Annotated in this window: 15 protein-coding genes and 1 tRNA gene; 1 reads left to right on the top strand and 15 read right to left on the bottom strand. The window is 31.8% G+C overall.

The genetic code is table 11. The annotated features are described in order from the left end of the window. Positions 1-26 precede the first annotated feature (26 nt). The 7 genes from BLP60_RS06675 to BLP60_RS06645 form a co-directional block, all read right to left on the bottom strand. Positions 27-461: an NIL domain-containing protein gene (locus BLP60_RS06675; protein ID WP_092065309.1), complete on the bottom strand. Its 435-nt coding sequence runs from the start codon at positions 459-461 to the stop codon at positions 27-29. After that, positions 462-1361 (bottom strand): tol-pal system protein YbgF, encoded by a 900-nt coding sequence (gene ybgF, locus BLP60_RS06670; protein WP_092065307.1) that lies wholly within the window; start codon positions 1359-1361, stop codon positions 462-464. After that, entirely contained in the window at positions 1324-1536 is a 213-nt protein-coding gene (locus tag BLP60_RS06665; RefSeq protein WP_092065305.1) for a PLD nuclease N-terminal domain-containing protein, read from the bottom strand. Before BLP60_RS06665 ends, ybgF begins: the two co-directional genes overlap by 38 nt. 24 nt (positions 1537-1560) lie before the next feature. After that, the gene (gene lgt, locus BLP60_RS06660) at positions 1561-2307 is read right to left on the bottom strand and encodes a prolipoprotein diacylglyceryl transferase (RefSeq protein WP_092065303.1); all 747 of its coding nucleotides are present in this window, start codon (positions 2305-2307) and stop codon (positions 1561-1563) included. After that, positions 2288-2785 (bottom strand): signal peptidase II, encoded by a 498-nt coding sequence (gene lspA, locus BLP60_RS06655; RefSeq protein WP_092065302.1) that lies wholly within the window; start codon positions 2783-2785, stop codon positions 2288-2290. The genes lgt and lspA overlap by 20 nt, the downstream gene beginning before the upstream one ends. A 92-nt stretch (positions 2786-2877) precedes the next feature. Beyond that, positions 2878-5688 (bottom strand): isoleucine--tRNA ligase, encoded by a 2811-nt coding sequence (gene ileS / locus BLP60_RS06650; protein WP_092065300.1) that lies wholly within the window; start codon positions 5686-5688, stop codon positions 2878-2880. Between the two features lie 183 nt (positions 5689-5871). Beyond that, a tRNA-Ala gene (locus tag BLP60_RS06645) sits at positions 5872-5947 on the bottom strand. Between the two features lie 247 nt (positions 5948-6194). Between BLP60_RS06645 and BLP60_RS06640 the strand changes: the two genes are divergently transcribed. Further along, complete coding sequence (locus BLP60_RS06640; RefSeq protein WP_092065298.1) at positions 6195-6980, top strand: YihY/virulence factor BrkB family protein; 786 nt, start codon at positions 6195-6197, stop codon at positions 6978-6980. Positions 6981-7038: 58 nt separating this feature from the next. Here BLP60_RS06640 and BLP60_RS06635 read toward each other — a convergent pair whose 3' ends face one another. The 8 genes from BLP60_RS06635 to rnhB are packed head-to-tail and all read right to left on the bottom strand — an operon-like array spanning position 7039 to position 13495. Continuing rightward, positions 7039-8406 (bottom strand): FAD-binding oxidoreductase, encoded by a 1368-nt coding sequence (locus BLP60_RS06635; RefSeq protein ID WP_092065296.1) that lies wholly within the window; start codon positions 8404-8406, stop codon positions 7039-7041. 37 nt (positions 8407-8443) lie between these two features. Further along, positions 8444-8911 (bottom strand): SsrA-binding protein SmpB, encoded by a 468-nt coding sequence (gene smpB, locus BLP60_RS06630; RefSeq protein WP_092065422.1) that lies wholly within the window; start codon positions 8909-8911, stop codon positions 8444-8446. Continuing rightward, the gene (ptsP, locus tag BLP60_RS06625; protein ID WP_092065294.1) at positions 8904-10685 is read right to left on the bottom strand and encodes a phosphoenolpyruvate--protein phosphotransferase; all 1782 of its coding nucleotides are present in this window, start codon (positions 10683-10685) and stop codon (positions 8904-8906) included. Before ptsP ends, smpB begins: the two co-directional genes overlap by 8 nt. After that, a complete protein-coding gene (locus tag BLP60_RS06620) occupies positions 10685-10960 on the bottom strand; it encodes an HPr family phosphocarrier protein (RefSeq protein ID WP_092065292.1) in 276 nt (91 codons plus the stop codon). The genes ptsP and BLP60_RS06620 overlap by 1 nt, the downstream gene beginning before the upstream one ends. 24 nt (positions 10961-10984) lie before the next feature. Next, positions 10985-11728 (bottom strand): PTS system mannose/fructose/sorbose family transporter subunit IID, encoded by a 744-nt coding sequence (locus BLP60_RS06615; RefSeq protein WP_092065290.1) that lies wholly within the window; start codon positions 11726-11728, stop codon positions 10985-10987. Between the two features lie 21 nt (positions 11729-11749). Then, complete coding sequence (gene rsmI, locus BLP60_RS06610; protein WP_092065287.1) at positions 11750-12592, bottom strand: 16S rRNA (cytidine(1402)-2'-O)-methyltransferase; 843 nt, start codon at positions 12590-12592, stop codon at positions 11750-11752. Further along, complete coding sequence (locus BLP60_RS06605; protein WP_092065285.1) at positions 12528-12929, bottom strand: YraN family protein; 402 nt, start codon at positions 12927-12929, stop codon at positions 12528-12530. The genes rsmI and BLP60_RS06605 overlap by 65 nt, the downstream gene beginning before the upstream one ends. Then, a complete protein-coding gene (rnhB, locus tag BLP60_RS06600; protein WP_092065283.1) occupies positions 12911-13495 on the bottom strand; it encodes a ribonuclease HII in 585 nt (194 codons plus the stop codon). Before rnhB ends, BLP60_RS06605 begins: the two co-directional genes overlap by 19 nt. Positions 13496-13501 lie beyond the last annotated feature (6 nt).

The following is a 13501-nucleotide window of genomic DNA, read 5'->3' as shown; positions in this document are numbered from 1 at the left end:
TGTCCATACTACTATCCTATATACGATTATTCACCATTAGTGTCAATTTGGACCTGCATGGCCTTCACAGGACAAATTTTTGTGCATCTTCCACATGCAGTGCACTTTTCAGGATTAAACTCTATAAGCCTAGTTTTTGGATTTAAAGATAAAGCACCAGTAAGACACAAACTTAAACAAATTCCACAATGCATACACAAATTTTCATCTCTAGCGATATTTTGAGCTACTTCTTGAATAGAAACACCATTTTCTTGTAAATAAGAAAGACCTTTTTGAAAATCCTCTTCTGGACCCGTGAGCTCAATAATCATATGTCCTTCTTCTTTTGGAGTAATCCTGGCTTTTAAAATATTAAACGTTAAATCAAATTTTCTTGCTAAATTACACATCATAGGTTGTCGGGATACACCTGAGGCAAAATGTAAAGCAATAATTTTAGAGGGATATTTTTTATTCATCTACTTAGCTCCTTCCAATTTACTTAAAAATGCCTTGGCTCGCCTAGCTTCTATAGTTTTTGGAAATTTTTTTATAACATCTTTTAACAATAAAATAGCCGCCTTATTTTTCTTTATTTTTGCAAAAGAAATAGCCTGTTTTAAGAGAGAAGGCGCTATTTTACTCGACTTTGGAAATCTTTCTATTACTTTTTGATAAGCTAAAATTGCTCGTTTATAGTCTTCCATTTGAAAAAAACATTCTCCTTGCCAAAAATATGCGTTAGGAACTAATTTATGCTTAGGATATTCTCGAACAAACTCATCCCACAAAGTCTGAGCAAGATCATATTTTCTTTTATAAAAAGAATCTAAAGCTTTTTTATAAAGATCCTCTGGATTATCTGGTTCTATAATAGGCTTTTTCTTTATTGCCTGATCTTGAGGTTTATCTAGGCTTTCTTCCAAATCTATACCTAATCTACTACTTAATGCAGTCAACTTACCTTCAAGAGCCTCTACTTTATGAGTAAGCTCATCAACGCTCTTAGTAGCGTTATTAGTAGCATTTTGTGTTGCTGCTTGCTCTCGTAAAATTGTATCTATTTTTCCACTTAAAGATGCCACCTGAACCCGCAAACTCTCCACTTCTGCCCATAAATTAGCCTGAGTAGCTCTAACGGGTGTAGAAGTTTTTTCTAATTGAACTTTAAGATCTTTAATTTGCTTTTTAAGAACAACTAACTCTTGCTTAAGTGCTTTATTTTCTTGAACAAAATTAGATTGTGTAGAATATACTTCATAACGCAATGCATCCACATCTTGTTTACTTGCACAGCCCCCTAAACATACTATTCCCACAACACTTAAATATAACCAAAATCTAACAGCGTTTTGCCCTTTTTCTCCCCACAAAAACATAAGCCAAACCTCCTATAACTGGCACAAAAACAGCTAATCCTAACCAAATCATTTTTTCTTGAGGTGTATTAAAATCTCTTTTAAAAATATGAACAATAGCCCATAAATTTGGTAAAATAGGTAAAATAAGTAATGGTAGAATATAAACAAGTTTATCTCCAGGAATTCCAAACATAAACCTTTTTTCCTCCTTATAAAATCACTTTGCTCTTCTCTTCCAGAAAATTATAATACCCAAACAAAAAACAACAATAGCTACTACTTGAGTGGCACTTAAAAAACCAATAGTCCCTCTATAGTCTCCTCTAAAAAATTCTATATTAAATCTAAAAACAGCATATAAAATTAAAAGCAAACCAAAAAGCTGACCACTCTTTAATTTCTTTTTAACAAATATTAAAATCAAAAAAGTAGTTAACCCTGCTAAAGAATGATAAATTTGTGTAGGATGAAGAGGCACAAACAAGGGAGCTAAAGAATCTGGATTAGTAAAGGTAATAGCCCAAGGCAAACTTGTAGGCTTACCATAACAACATCCTGCACACAAACAACCAATTCTTCCTATGGCTTGACCAATTGCCACCCCAGGAGCCATACTATCAACCCAAGGCCAAAAAGGTTGTTTAAATTTTTTAAAGAAAACGATACTTGCCAAAGCAGCACCTATCGCCCCACCTAAAAAAACTAATCCTCCCTTCCAAAACATAAAAATTTCTAATGGGTGTTTTAAAAAATAGTCCCAACTTATAATTACAAAAAAAATCCTTGCTCCTATCAAGGCCCCTAAAACAAGATAAAAACCAAGCTCAGATACCAACTGATTGTTAAGCCCTTTTTTCTTAGCTTCTATAGAAGTTATAGCTAGCCCTAGTAAAATAGCAGCTGCAATAAAAAAACCATACGTATAAATTGTAATCGGACCTAATTTAATTAAAATTGGATGCATTTTTTTTCCTTTTGTAAAATGATAAAAGCAGACAAACAGTGCCACAAAAAATCGCAATATCTGCTACATTAAACGCAGGCCAATGATAACTTTTTATATAAAAATCTAAGAAATCAATCACTTTTCCAAGCCTTATTCTATCAATTAAATTACCCAAAGCTCCACCTAAAATAAGACCAAGACCTGTAAATAAATAATAATCTTTTCTATCGACTGTTTTTAAAAGATGAATAATAAGTACTATTGCTAAAGCAGAAGCACCTATAAAAAAATAAGTTTGCCACGATATATCAGCCCTATTTAAAAAACCAAATGCTGCTCCTTTATTTAAAATATGAACCAAATTAAAAAAGCCAGGAACAACAACTCTTTCTGACCATAAAGGAATTGTTTTTTCTATCCACAATTTGCTAATTTGATCCAAAACCAAAATAATGGCTGCTAACCCAAAACATAACTTATACTTAAATTTACCCATTCTTTTACCTGCTTGTTACACTCTTTAAGTTTTAACTATATCTAAAAACTAACTTCTCAATTTAAACTTTTCTAAAATTTGTTTAAAAATTCTTAGGCCATTTTTTCTAGAACTGCGGCACATCTTGGACACACATCCGGATATTTTTCATTTTTACCTGTATCTGGATGATATACCCAACAACGCTGACACTTTTTTCCATCTGCTTTATTAACCTGAATCTTTAAACCATCTACTTCTGTACTAACATAAGCATCATCTAATGCATTCTCTTCTGGTTCAAAAACAACCTGAGAGACAATAAAAACTTCTCTAAGTAATGTTTCTTGTCCTTTTAATTCATCTTTTAACTGTTCTGGTAAATATAAAACAACTTTACACTCTAAAGAATGCCCAACTACTCCTTGTTTTCTTTTAGGTTCTATGGCCTTGGTAACCTCTTCTCTCAATAAATAAATCAATTCCCAAAAATGTTTTTCTTGTTCTTCTATTTGAAAATCTGGTTTAGGCAAATTAGCCCCAAAAACAGTGGGTTCATTTAATCTTAATTTTTCTGGCAAATGTTGAAATACTTCTTCAGCTGTAAAACTTAAGATAGGAGCAATATCACTTAAAAGCAAAAATAGAATATAGTACAATGCAGTTTGAGCTGAACGCCGCTCATTACTCTCTTTTTCACTTACATATAACCTATCTTTTAAAATATCTAAATAAAATGCTGACAAATCTGTTACGCATAAATTATGAACAGTATGAAAAACTTTATGAAATTCAAAATTAGCATAAGCCTTCTGGACTCTAGAATGCGCATTTAAGGCTAAAGACAGTCCATATCTATCTAAAGATAACATAGATTCAAAAGGAACCAAATCTGTAGCTGGATTAAAATCAACTAAATTACCTAAAATAAAGCGGCAAGTATTTCTTATTCTTCTATAAGCATCTACTAAACGTTTTAAAATTTCATCAGAAATACGTACATCTTCTTGATAATTCACAGAAGAAACCCATAAACGTAAAATCTCAGCTCCATATTTTTTAATAATCTCTTCAGGTGCAATCACATTTCCAATAGATTTCGACATCTTACGACCTTTACCGTCTACTACATAACCATGGGTTAACACAGCTTTATAGGGAGGAACATCTCTAGTACCTACACAAGCTAATAAGGAAGAATGAAACCATCCACGATGCTGATCCGAGCCTTCTAAATATAAGTCTGCAGGGAAATCACACTCTTCTCTTTTTTCTACTACTGCGGCAAAACTTGTCCCAGAATCAAACCACACATCTAAAATATCATCTTCTCGTTCAAAATCTGATTTTCCACAATGAGGACACTTTAAACCTTCTGGCACAAGCTCTTCTATTGGAGCTTCAAACCAATAATCTGCTCCCTTTGGATGACTCTCAAACCTATTTACTATATCCATTGCCCACTCACCATCAAACCAAGCCTCTCCACAAGACTTACAAATAAGAGCTAAAATAGGGACTCCCCAAGCCCTTTGCCTAGAAATACACCAATCTGGCCTTTGCTCTACCATATTATAAATTCTATCCTTACCCCAAGAAGGAATCCACCTTACATCTTCTTGAATTGCTTTTAATGCTTTTTGTCGCAGATTATTTTTTTCCATAGAAATAAACCATTGGGTAGTAGCTCTAAAAATAACAGGCTTCTTACAACGCCAACAATGAGGATAAGAATGGGAAATATCAGTTTGAGCTAAAAGATGTCCTACTTCTTTTAATTTTTCAACAACTTTTGGATTAGCACTAAAAACATCTAAACCAGCAAAAAACTCTACTTCTGGCAAAAATCTTCCACTATCATCTAAAGGAGATAAAATATCTAGACCATAACGCAAACCTGTTTCATAGTCTTCTTGCCCATGTCCTGGAGCAGTATGCACACAACCTGTACCACTTTCCAACGTCACATAATCTGCCAAAACTAAAGGTGAAACTCTATCATAAAAAGGATGTCTGGATTCTAACCCCTCTAAATCTTTACCAGTAACAGTTGCTATCTTAACTATCTCGCTCCAACCAAAAATTTCAGAACATATGGCTAACAACCTTTCTGCCAATAAATAAAATTCATTTCCCACCTTCACCCATACATAATCAAACTCAGGATGTACAGCAATGGCCATGTTATCAGGAAGAGTCCAAGGAGTGGTAGTCCAAATTACAACATAAGCAGGTCCTGTTATCTGAGGAAATTTGTCTTTTAAATTTTCATTACTTATAGGGAAACGAACATAAATAGAAGGAGAAGTATGATCATAATATTCTACTTCTGCTTCAGCTAAAGCTGTTTTACAAGAAATACACCAATAAATTGGTTTTTTAGCTCTCCTAACCCCTCCCCTCTTCATAAACCTTGCTAACTCTCTAGCAGTAGCTGCCTCATAATCTGGACTCATGGTAAGATAAGGTTTATCCCATAAACCAAATACACCAAGTCTTTTAAACTCTTCCCTCTGAATATCTAAATATTTTAAAGCATACTCCCTACATTTTTCTCTAATTTCTGTTAGAGGCAAACTTTTTTTATCTTTTCCTAAACTCTGTTCTACCTTAAGCTCAATCGGTAAACCATGACAATCCCACCCAGGAACATATTCAGCTCTTATTCCTGATAAATTTTTAAACTTAATAATAATGTCTTTTAATATTTTATTTAAAGAAGTACCTAAATGAATATGGCCATTGGCATAAGGTGGACCATCATGTAAAGTATAGCGATGCTTTTTATCTTGTTTAGAAATCATTTGTTGATATACATCTATTTTTTGCCAAAATTCCAACATCTTAGGCTCATTTTTAACTAAATTTGCACGCATAGGAAATGAAGTTTTAGGCAAATTTAAAGTATCTTTATAATCACTCATTGCGCAAAGGCCTCCTTTTAAAAATTATCCTTAAAGATATTCTTGCTTTAGATTATAAAATTGGTTTAGTTTGAAATAGAGTAAATAACAAGTCAAGGAAAAGCTCTTTCTTAAAAATAAAAAACAATTTTCAAACTAACAGGTAGGGTGTAAATAATGTTGAAATTGTTATAAAACAAAAAATGGTGGAGGCGAGGGGAATCGAACCCCCGACCTCAGGCTTGCGATGCCTGCGCTCTCCCAATTGAGCTACGCCCCCTTTAAAAAACACATAAAAAAAAATATACTCAAAAGCAACCTAGATAACATTCAATAAACTTTACTAAGATTAGCTCTTACAATCATTAATCAACACGTGGCCTAATTCCAGTAATATTTTAACTTCCTAAGCATATTTTTACCATGTCGTTTTTAATTACTTGCTAAAAACAAAAACCCAAACTAGTCTCTTAAGCAAAATCAAAACAACTTCTTTACTTAAATAAAAATAATCTTAAAAAAGATTTATGAGCTTTATCAAACATCTCTTAAAAACCATTTGGCAAAGTACAAAAGCATTTTTACGTCAGCAGGGATTTCTATACTCTGCTGGCCTTACATTTTATGCTCTGCTTTCTTTTATCCCGTTGATTTGCCTATTTTTATCCTTAGCAGGGTTATTCTGGGGAGATACTCTACTTGTCCAACAATTTATTCAAACAAAACTAGCTATCTTGCCTTGGGCTAAAAAGTTAGTTTTAAACCAATTAAATAACTTTTTACAATCCGCGCCTAGTTTTAGTGGGCTTAGCTTTATTTTTATTTTTTGGACATCTGGCCTATTTTTCAGTGCTCTCCAAACTACTTTTAATTTTATCTATCAAAAGTCTTTAAAAAAGAAATATTGGCACTTGCCTTTACCGTGGCTTATTGGTCCTTTAATAAGTATAAGTTTACTTGCTCTAATGTTTATAATGCAAATTTTAAAACATATTCCAAACAAATTTTTACCTTCTATAGCACCAGACATTTGGACTATACTTGGCATGGGAACAATAATTTTTTTACTATACCAAGTATTACCAGCTGAAAAACAACCTTTTTGGCCAAGTATCTATTTATCTCTGTGTATATCATTTATAAATGAAATAATTACTAAATTCTTCAGCCACATATTATGGAATCAACCAAATTATAGCCTAGTATATGGAACATTATCTTCTATTGTTCTATTTTTGCTGTGGCTAAATGCAAATATGATTTTAATCTTATGGGGAGCTTATTTTCTATTATACTGGACAAAAAATAAATAAAAAATAATTGATTTTATTTGAAAAATAATTTGTTTAAAAAACCATTAAAAATACTAACCTAAAAGGCTTTTCCAGGATTTAAAATATTATTAGGATCTAAAGTACATTTTATAGCATTCATTATTTGCAAGGTATTGGAATCTAATTGTAATCCTATATACTTCTTTTTAAGAAGACCAATACCATGCTCTCCTGTAATAGTGCCTTCCAATTCTAAAGTTTTCTCTAATAATAACCTATGAATCTTATCGGCCTTTTTTCTATCCTCTATCTTTTCTGGATCATACATAATATTAGTATGAATATTTCCATCCCCCACATGGCCAAACGTCAATACAGGCAAATCATACTGGTTGGATAATCTCTCTCCTGCTCTTAAAAATTCACCTATTTTACCTCTTGGAACAGTAAAATCTTCGCTAAGCTTAGCTGGTTTTAACCTATAAGCAGCTGGACTTATTTTTCTTCTAAGTTCCCAAATTTTTTCTTGTTCCTCTTCTGTTTTGCCTACAATACTCACATCTGCAGAAAATAAAGATAACACTCTGTTAATATCTTCTTTTACACTATTCTCTGTTCCATCAAACTTTACAATTAAAACTGTTTGAATATTTAAATCTTTTTCCCACGGCAAGCTATCTACTTTTGAAATGGCATTTAAACAATTTTTATCTATAATCTCTAATGCACATGGCAAAAAACCTTCCTTAAATAAATTAAGGATATTTGAAATTGCTTTATCAAGAGATTTAAATCCAAATAAAATAGAGACAGAATAGTTTGGTAAAGGTAAAACTTTTAAGTAAATTTTTGAAATTATACCTAAAGTACCTTCTGAACCAACAAAAAGTTTTGCTAAATTAAGACCGCATACGTTTTTATGACAAAAATTTTTAAGATTCAACAACGTTCCGTCTGCTAAAACAACTTCCAAACCTAAGACATAATCTCCTGTTACTCCATATTTCAAAGCTTGCATTCCTCCTGCATTTGTTGCTACATTTCCTCCAATAGTAGAAAATTTTACAGATGCAGGATCAGGAGGATAAAACAAATTATATTTTTTTAACTCTTGTTGTAAATTATAAGTAATAACTCCTGGTTCTACAATCACAACAAAATCATTCTTTCTTATCTCTATAATATGATTTAATTTTAATAAAGAAACTACTATGCCTTTTTTTGGCACACATGCTCCAGCTCTTCCTGTACCCCTTCCTCTAGGGACAATATGAATACCTTCGTTTTGGGCAAAAAAAAGCAATTTTTGAATTTGATCGACTTTGGAAGGCAATACAACTACTTCTGGCTCGCCATGTAAAGAACTACTATCTACGCCATAAGCAAATAAACTAGCCTTTTCCCAAATAATCTCTTTGGGATTAAAAATGGAATTTAAAAACTTTTTTTGCTTAGAAGTTAACAATTGTTAATCTACAGTTTAAAATTTTTTATTTAAAAAATTACTTAAATCTAGCCATTTCCCTAGCCATTTCTCTGGCAATAGTTCTCCGTTTTAATTCTTCTCGAACATCGTGCAACTTTTTACCTTTAGCCAATCCTAGCTCTACTTTAGCTTTACCATTTTTAAAATATACCTTCAAAGGTATTACCGTAAGTCCTTTTTGTTCTACCTTACCCATTAAGCTTCTTATCTCTCTTTTATGTAAAAGAAGTTTTCGTTCTCTCTCTGGATCGTGTTGAGCATAACCAGCATTTTCATAAGGAGCAATATGTACTCCCACTAAAAAGGCTTCTTCATTATGAAACCGAACATATCCATCTTTAAAGCTAATTCGCCCTAATCTCAAAGACTTAACCTCTGAGCCCTGAAGCACTAAACCTGCCTCAAAAGTTTCTAGTATCTCGTATTCTCGCTTTGCTCTTTTATTAACACCAATAATTTTCATGCCTAAATTTTTTTTACTCATTGTTTTTATCATCCACTAAAGAAGTATAAAAAGTTAATTCTTCTGGAAAGCGACTAAAAATCATATCGCGTACTATCTTATTACTTTCAAAAACATCATGGGAATTTAAAACTTTATTTAATAATTCTTTACACTCTTCCATACTAGCTTGCCTAATAATTCTTTTAATCCCAGGAATAGATCTAGGAGTTAAACTAATACTATCTACTTCCATACCCATTAAAATAGGAACACAAAAAGGATCTGAAGCAACTTCTCCACATAAACTTACCTCTATACCAGCCTTATGTCCTGCATCAACTACATGCTTAATACTTCTTATTACCGCCGGATGTAGAGGTTGATACAAATAAGAAACATGTTTATTTGTCCTATCAATACCAAGAGCATATTGAATAAGATCATTTGTACCTATACTAAAAAAATCCACTTCCCTAGCCAAAAGATCTGCAATTAAAACAGCAGCTGGCAATTCTATCATTATCCCTAAAGGAATATCTGGATTAAAATCAAGTCCTTCCTTTGCTAATTCATCTTGGATTTGTCTATAAAATTTTTTTACTTCTTGTAACTCATGAAGTCCTGAGATCATAGGAAACATTATAGAAAGATTTCCTACAACACCTGCTCTTAAAATTGCTCTAAGCTGTGTCCGAAAAATATTCTTATATTTTTGACAAAATCTAATTCCACGTAATCCTAAGGCAGGATTAGCTTCTTCCATTTGGCCAAATAAATTATCTACCTTGTCCGCTCCTATATCTAAAGTCCGAATGATCACTGGTTTAGGATACATAATAGAAGCAAGGTCACGATATTCCTCAAACAACTCATCTTCATCTGGCAAATCTGTTCTATTTAAAAAGCTATATTCTGTTCTATATAAACCTATGCCTTCACCTCCATTATCAATAACAGAAGTAACCTCTTCAAAAAGCTCTATATTTGCAAAAACTCTTATTTGATAACCATCAATTGTCTCAGCAGGTAAATGACAATAACGAGTAATTAGTGCCTGATAAGATTCAAATTGATATTTTAAGTCTGTATATTTAGTAAGCTCTTCTTCTGAAGGATCAATTAAAATTTTTCCTTCAAATCCATCTAAAATAATCAATTCCCCATCAAAAATATTTTCCTCTAATTCTTCAACACCAACTACTGCTGGAATCTGGAGAGAACGAGCCATAATCCCTGCATGAGATGTTTTGCCTCCTAACGCAGTAGCAAATGCCATAATTTTATCTACTTCTAAAAGAACTGTATCTGTAGGAGAAAGATCATGGGCAAGTAAAATTACTCTTTCTGAAATTTTAGGAATAGTTTTTTGAGACCCAATTAACACTGCACATACTTTTTCAGCAACTAAATGAATATCTTGTATTCTTTGTTTAATATATTCATTATCTAAAGCATTAAAAATTTTTTCCAATTCAAAAACAGATTTTTCTATTGCCCATTCTGCATTTATATGTTGCTTTTGAATAATCTTCTTTGCTCTGCCAAATAATTTCTCATCTTGTAAAATCATTAAATGTGAATTTAAAATAGCTTCATGCTCTTTTAACTCTGGAGGTATCTTAGACTTTACCTCTTCCATCTCTTGACGCACCACTAAAATAGCATGTTCAAGTCTCTCAATCTCTTTAGAAACCTCAGCGTCAAAAATTGCTAAACGGGGTTTTATGCTTCCTTTTCTTCTATTTAAAAAAAACGCCTTACCAATTGCTACTCCACTAGAAACAGGAATGCCACCTATAATTTTTCTAGCCATTATTTCTCTTCTCCAAAACGATTTTCAAACAGCCATTCTAACTGTTTTATGGCTTGAATTGCGTCATCACCTTTTGCTCTTAAAGTCAAAACCTCTCCCATTGGAACTGCTAAAGTTAAAATATCTAAAATGCTCTTTGCATTTACTTCTACTTCTTTATAACATAACTTTATTTCTGCTTGAAATTTCATTGCCTCTTGAGAAAGTTTTGCGGCAGGCCTTGCATGTAAGCCCAAAGCATTTTTTACCACAACGTCTTTTATTACTTCCTCCATATATATCTCCCTTCTACTATAGCATTATGACAATAAAAATTTATCCAGAAAACAAATAAAGATAAATAAAAAGATCAAAATAAGCTCTCGTATTTTCATAAACTTTTTAAAAAATAAGACAAAACCAAAAATAAAATATAAAAAAATAAAATTCCATAAAAAATGAATATTTTCAATCCAATTAAGGTCAATAAATATTAAAATTAATCCAGTATTAATCAGTTTAATATATTGACCAACATCAATAAGATTCCATTTTCCTAAAGTTTGTAAAGCAAGAACTCCTTTTTTATAACCTAAAATAAATGTATATATTTTAAAAATTTGTAAACCTAGAAATAATATCAAACTTACAAAAAATGCTGTTTTATACCAACCCAAAATAATAAAAATAGAAGTAAAAAGAGCCCAATTAGGAAGTAAACTTCCTCCAAAAAAAGAATCTCCTATTGCTGAAAAAGTATATACAATGGTAGGTCGAAACTTTTGATAATCTTTAAGTTCTAACTCCTTTTTTATAATCTTTTGCTCTAAAGACAAAAAAATTCCCACTAAAAAAGGTGACCAAAAAGGATGACAATTATACACCTTTCTTAAATAACGCATTCTCGCTTTGCGTAAAGACTTTAGATCTTCTTTATAAAAAACTCTAAGGGCTGGATCTAAAGCATAGGCTAGACCTATATTTTGCAATCCTCGTGTATTAAAAACACTTCCAATAAAGTATGTTCTAAGAAAACATTGTAGAAGATCTTTAATTTTAAGCATCTAATAACCTATAAAATTTTTTTAATGTTTTAATTCGCTTATAATAAGTTCATATAATTCTTTATTAGACCATCCTATTACTTCTTGTTGCATAATTTTGATAATATCTTTTGCTTTTAGATTACTTTCCTTAAAGAAATAAATCTTTTCTTTTACTTTATCTAAGGATGTCTTAAAATCTGTTGGAGGAGCAATTAAAACAGTAATTTCCCCCCTCAGGCAACTTTCATCTAAATTAATATCATCTAGTCTCCCATATATTACTTCTTCATGAATTTTTGTAAGTTCTCTAGCCAGACAAAATTCTCTTTTACCCAAAACCTCATAAGCTATTTTAAGAGTTCTTAAAACTCTATTTTTGCGTTCAAAAAAAATTAAAGTACAAGGTAAAGTCATGAAATTAGCAAAAATTTTTCTTATCTCTCCTGCCTTGCGTGGCAAAAAACCAAGAAAGGTATGGGGTAAAGGAGGAAATCCAGAAACTATCAAAGCTGTAATAGGAGCACTAGGACCAGGAATTGGAATAATGGGAAAGCCATCTTCTCTTAACTTTTTAATTAATAAAAAACCAGGATCAGAAATTAAAGGAGTACCTGCTTCGGAAATAAGAGCTATATCTAATCCATTCTTTAGCCACGCTTTTACCAAAGAGAGTTTTTGTTTTTCATTTTGATCAAAAAAGCTTTCTATAGAGGGTAGAGGAATCTTTAAGGCGTGAAAAAGCTTTTTAGCAGACCTTGTATCTTCAGCTAAGACTTTATCTACATTTTTTAAAACATCTATTGCTCGAAAAGTAATATCACCAAGGTTGCCAAGAGGAGTTGCTACAATAAAAAGTCTCCCCTTGCCAGACGTTCTGGACATGTTTAATTCTCCATTTATTCTTTTCAACAAGAATACCTATAAAATCAAATCTACAAGGTCTTTGCCAAAACTTATTCTGACTTAAATAAATAGAAGCTGTTTTATAAAGTTTTTTAAATTTATTTTTATTAATAGTTTCAATAGGATTTACTTGACTTTTCTTATTTCTAACTCTTACTTCGACAAATATAATTTCTTTATCCAACTCACAAATAATATCAATCTCTCCATATTTAGAGCGAAAATTTGTCTCTAAAATCTTATATCCTCTAGCAATAAGATACTCTTTAGCAATTTTTTCTCCATTTAAGCCTGTTTCTAAATGCCTGGCAACCAATTTTTACCTTTTTCTCTTACACCTTTAAAAGTTAATCTATGAATCACACTAGGTCCTAAAGAAGCAAGTGCTCTTAAGTGTTCTTTAGTAGCATAACCTTTATGCTTTGCCAAACCATAACCAGGATAGCGTTTATCCAAATGAAACATAACCTTATCTCTAATAGTTTTAGCCAAAATAGAAGCTGCTGAAATTTGGGGTATTAAACTATCTCCTTTAATAATAGTTTGCTGAGGTAAGTTAAAAGGAATTTTTTGATTACCATCTACTAAAACCAATGTTGGCCTTAATTTTAAATTCAAAACAGCCCTATACATAGCCTTTAAACTAGCTTGCAATATATTAATTCTTTCTATTTCCCTAGGCCAAGAAAAACCAAAAGCCCAAGCAATTGCTTGGGCTTTAATTTGCTTAGCTAATAATTCTCTTTTCTTAACAGTTAACTTTTTAGAATCTGTTAAATCTCTTAAATAAAAATCATTAGGCAAAATAACTGCTGCTGCCACTACTGGCCCAGCTAAACAACCTCTGCCTACTTCATCAACACCTGCAATTAATTCTTGCACATTTTA

The sequence above is a fragment of the Desulfonauticus submarinus genome (genome assembly GCF_900104045.1).
Classification (GTDB): domain Bacteria; phylum Desulfobacterota; class Desulfovibrionia; order Desulfovibrionales; family Desulfonatronovibrionaceae; genus Desulfonauticus; species Desulfonauticus submarinus.
Note: the sequence above shows the minus strand (reverse complement) of the source record. Positions and strands in the feature narration are given on the sequence as shown.

What these genes read in the sequence shown, in the direction of transcription:
- smpB (WP_092065422.1), bottom strand. Translation starts at nt 8,911, where the DNA reads ATGAGTAAAAAAAATTTAGGCATGAAAATTATTGGTGTTAATAAAAGA.
- BLP60_RS06665 (WP_092065305.1), bottom strand. Translation starts at nt 1,536, where the DNA reads ATGTTTGGAATTCCTGGAGATAAACTTGTTTATATTCTACCATTACTT.
- BLP60_RS06615 (WP_092065290.1), bottom strand. Translation starts at nt 11,728, where the DNA reads ATGCTTAAAATTAAAGATCTTCTACAATGTTTTCTTAGAACATACTTT.
- lgt (WP_092065303.1), bottom strand. Translation starts at nt 2,307, where the DNA reads ATGCATCCAATTTTAATTAAATTAGGTCCGATTACAATTTATACGTAT.
- ileS (WP_092065300.1), bottom strand. Translation starts at nt 5,688, where the DNA reads ATGAGTGATTATAAAGATACTTTAAATTTGCCTAAAACTTCATTTCCT.
- BLP60_RS06640 (WP_092065298.1), top strand. Translation starts at nt 6,195, where the DNA reads ATGAGCTTTATCAAACATCTCTTAAAAACCATTTGGCAAAGTACAAAA.
- BLP60_RS06620 (WP_092065292.1), bottom strand. Translation starts at nt 10,960, where the DNA reads ATGGAGGAAGTAATAAAAGACGTTGTGGTAAAAAATGCTTTGGGCTTA.
- ybgF (WP_092065307.1), bottom strand. Translation starts at nt 1,361, where the DNA reads ATGTTTTTGTGGGGAGAAAAAGGGCAAAACGCTGTTAGATTTTGGTTA.
- ptsP (WP_092065294.1), bottom strand. Translation starts at nt 10,685, where the DNA reads ATGGCTAGAAAAATTATAGGTGGCATTCCTGTTTCTAGTGGAGTAGCA.
- BLP60_RS06675 (WP_092065309.1), bottom strand. Translation starts at nt 461, where the DNA reads ATGAATAAAAAATATCCCTCTAAAATTATTGCTTTACATTTTGCCTCA.
- lspA (WP_092065302.1), bottom strand. Translation starts at nt 2,785, where the DNA reads ATGGGTAAATTTAAGTATAAGTTATGTTTTGGGTTAGCAGCCATTATT.
- rsmI (WP_092065287.1), bottom strand. Translation starts at nt 12,592, where the DNA reads ATGTCCAGAACGTCTGGCAAGGGGAGACTTTTTATTGTAGCAACTCCT.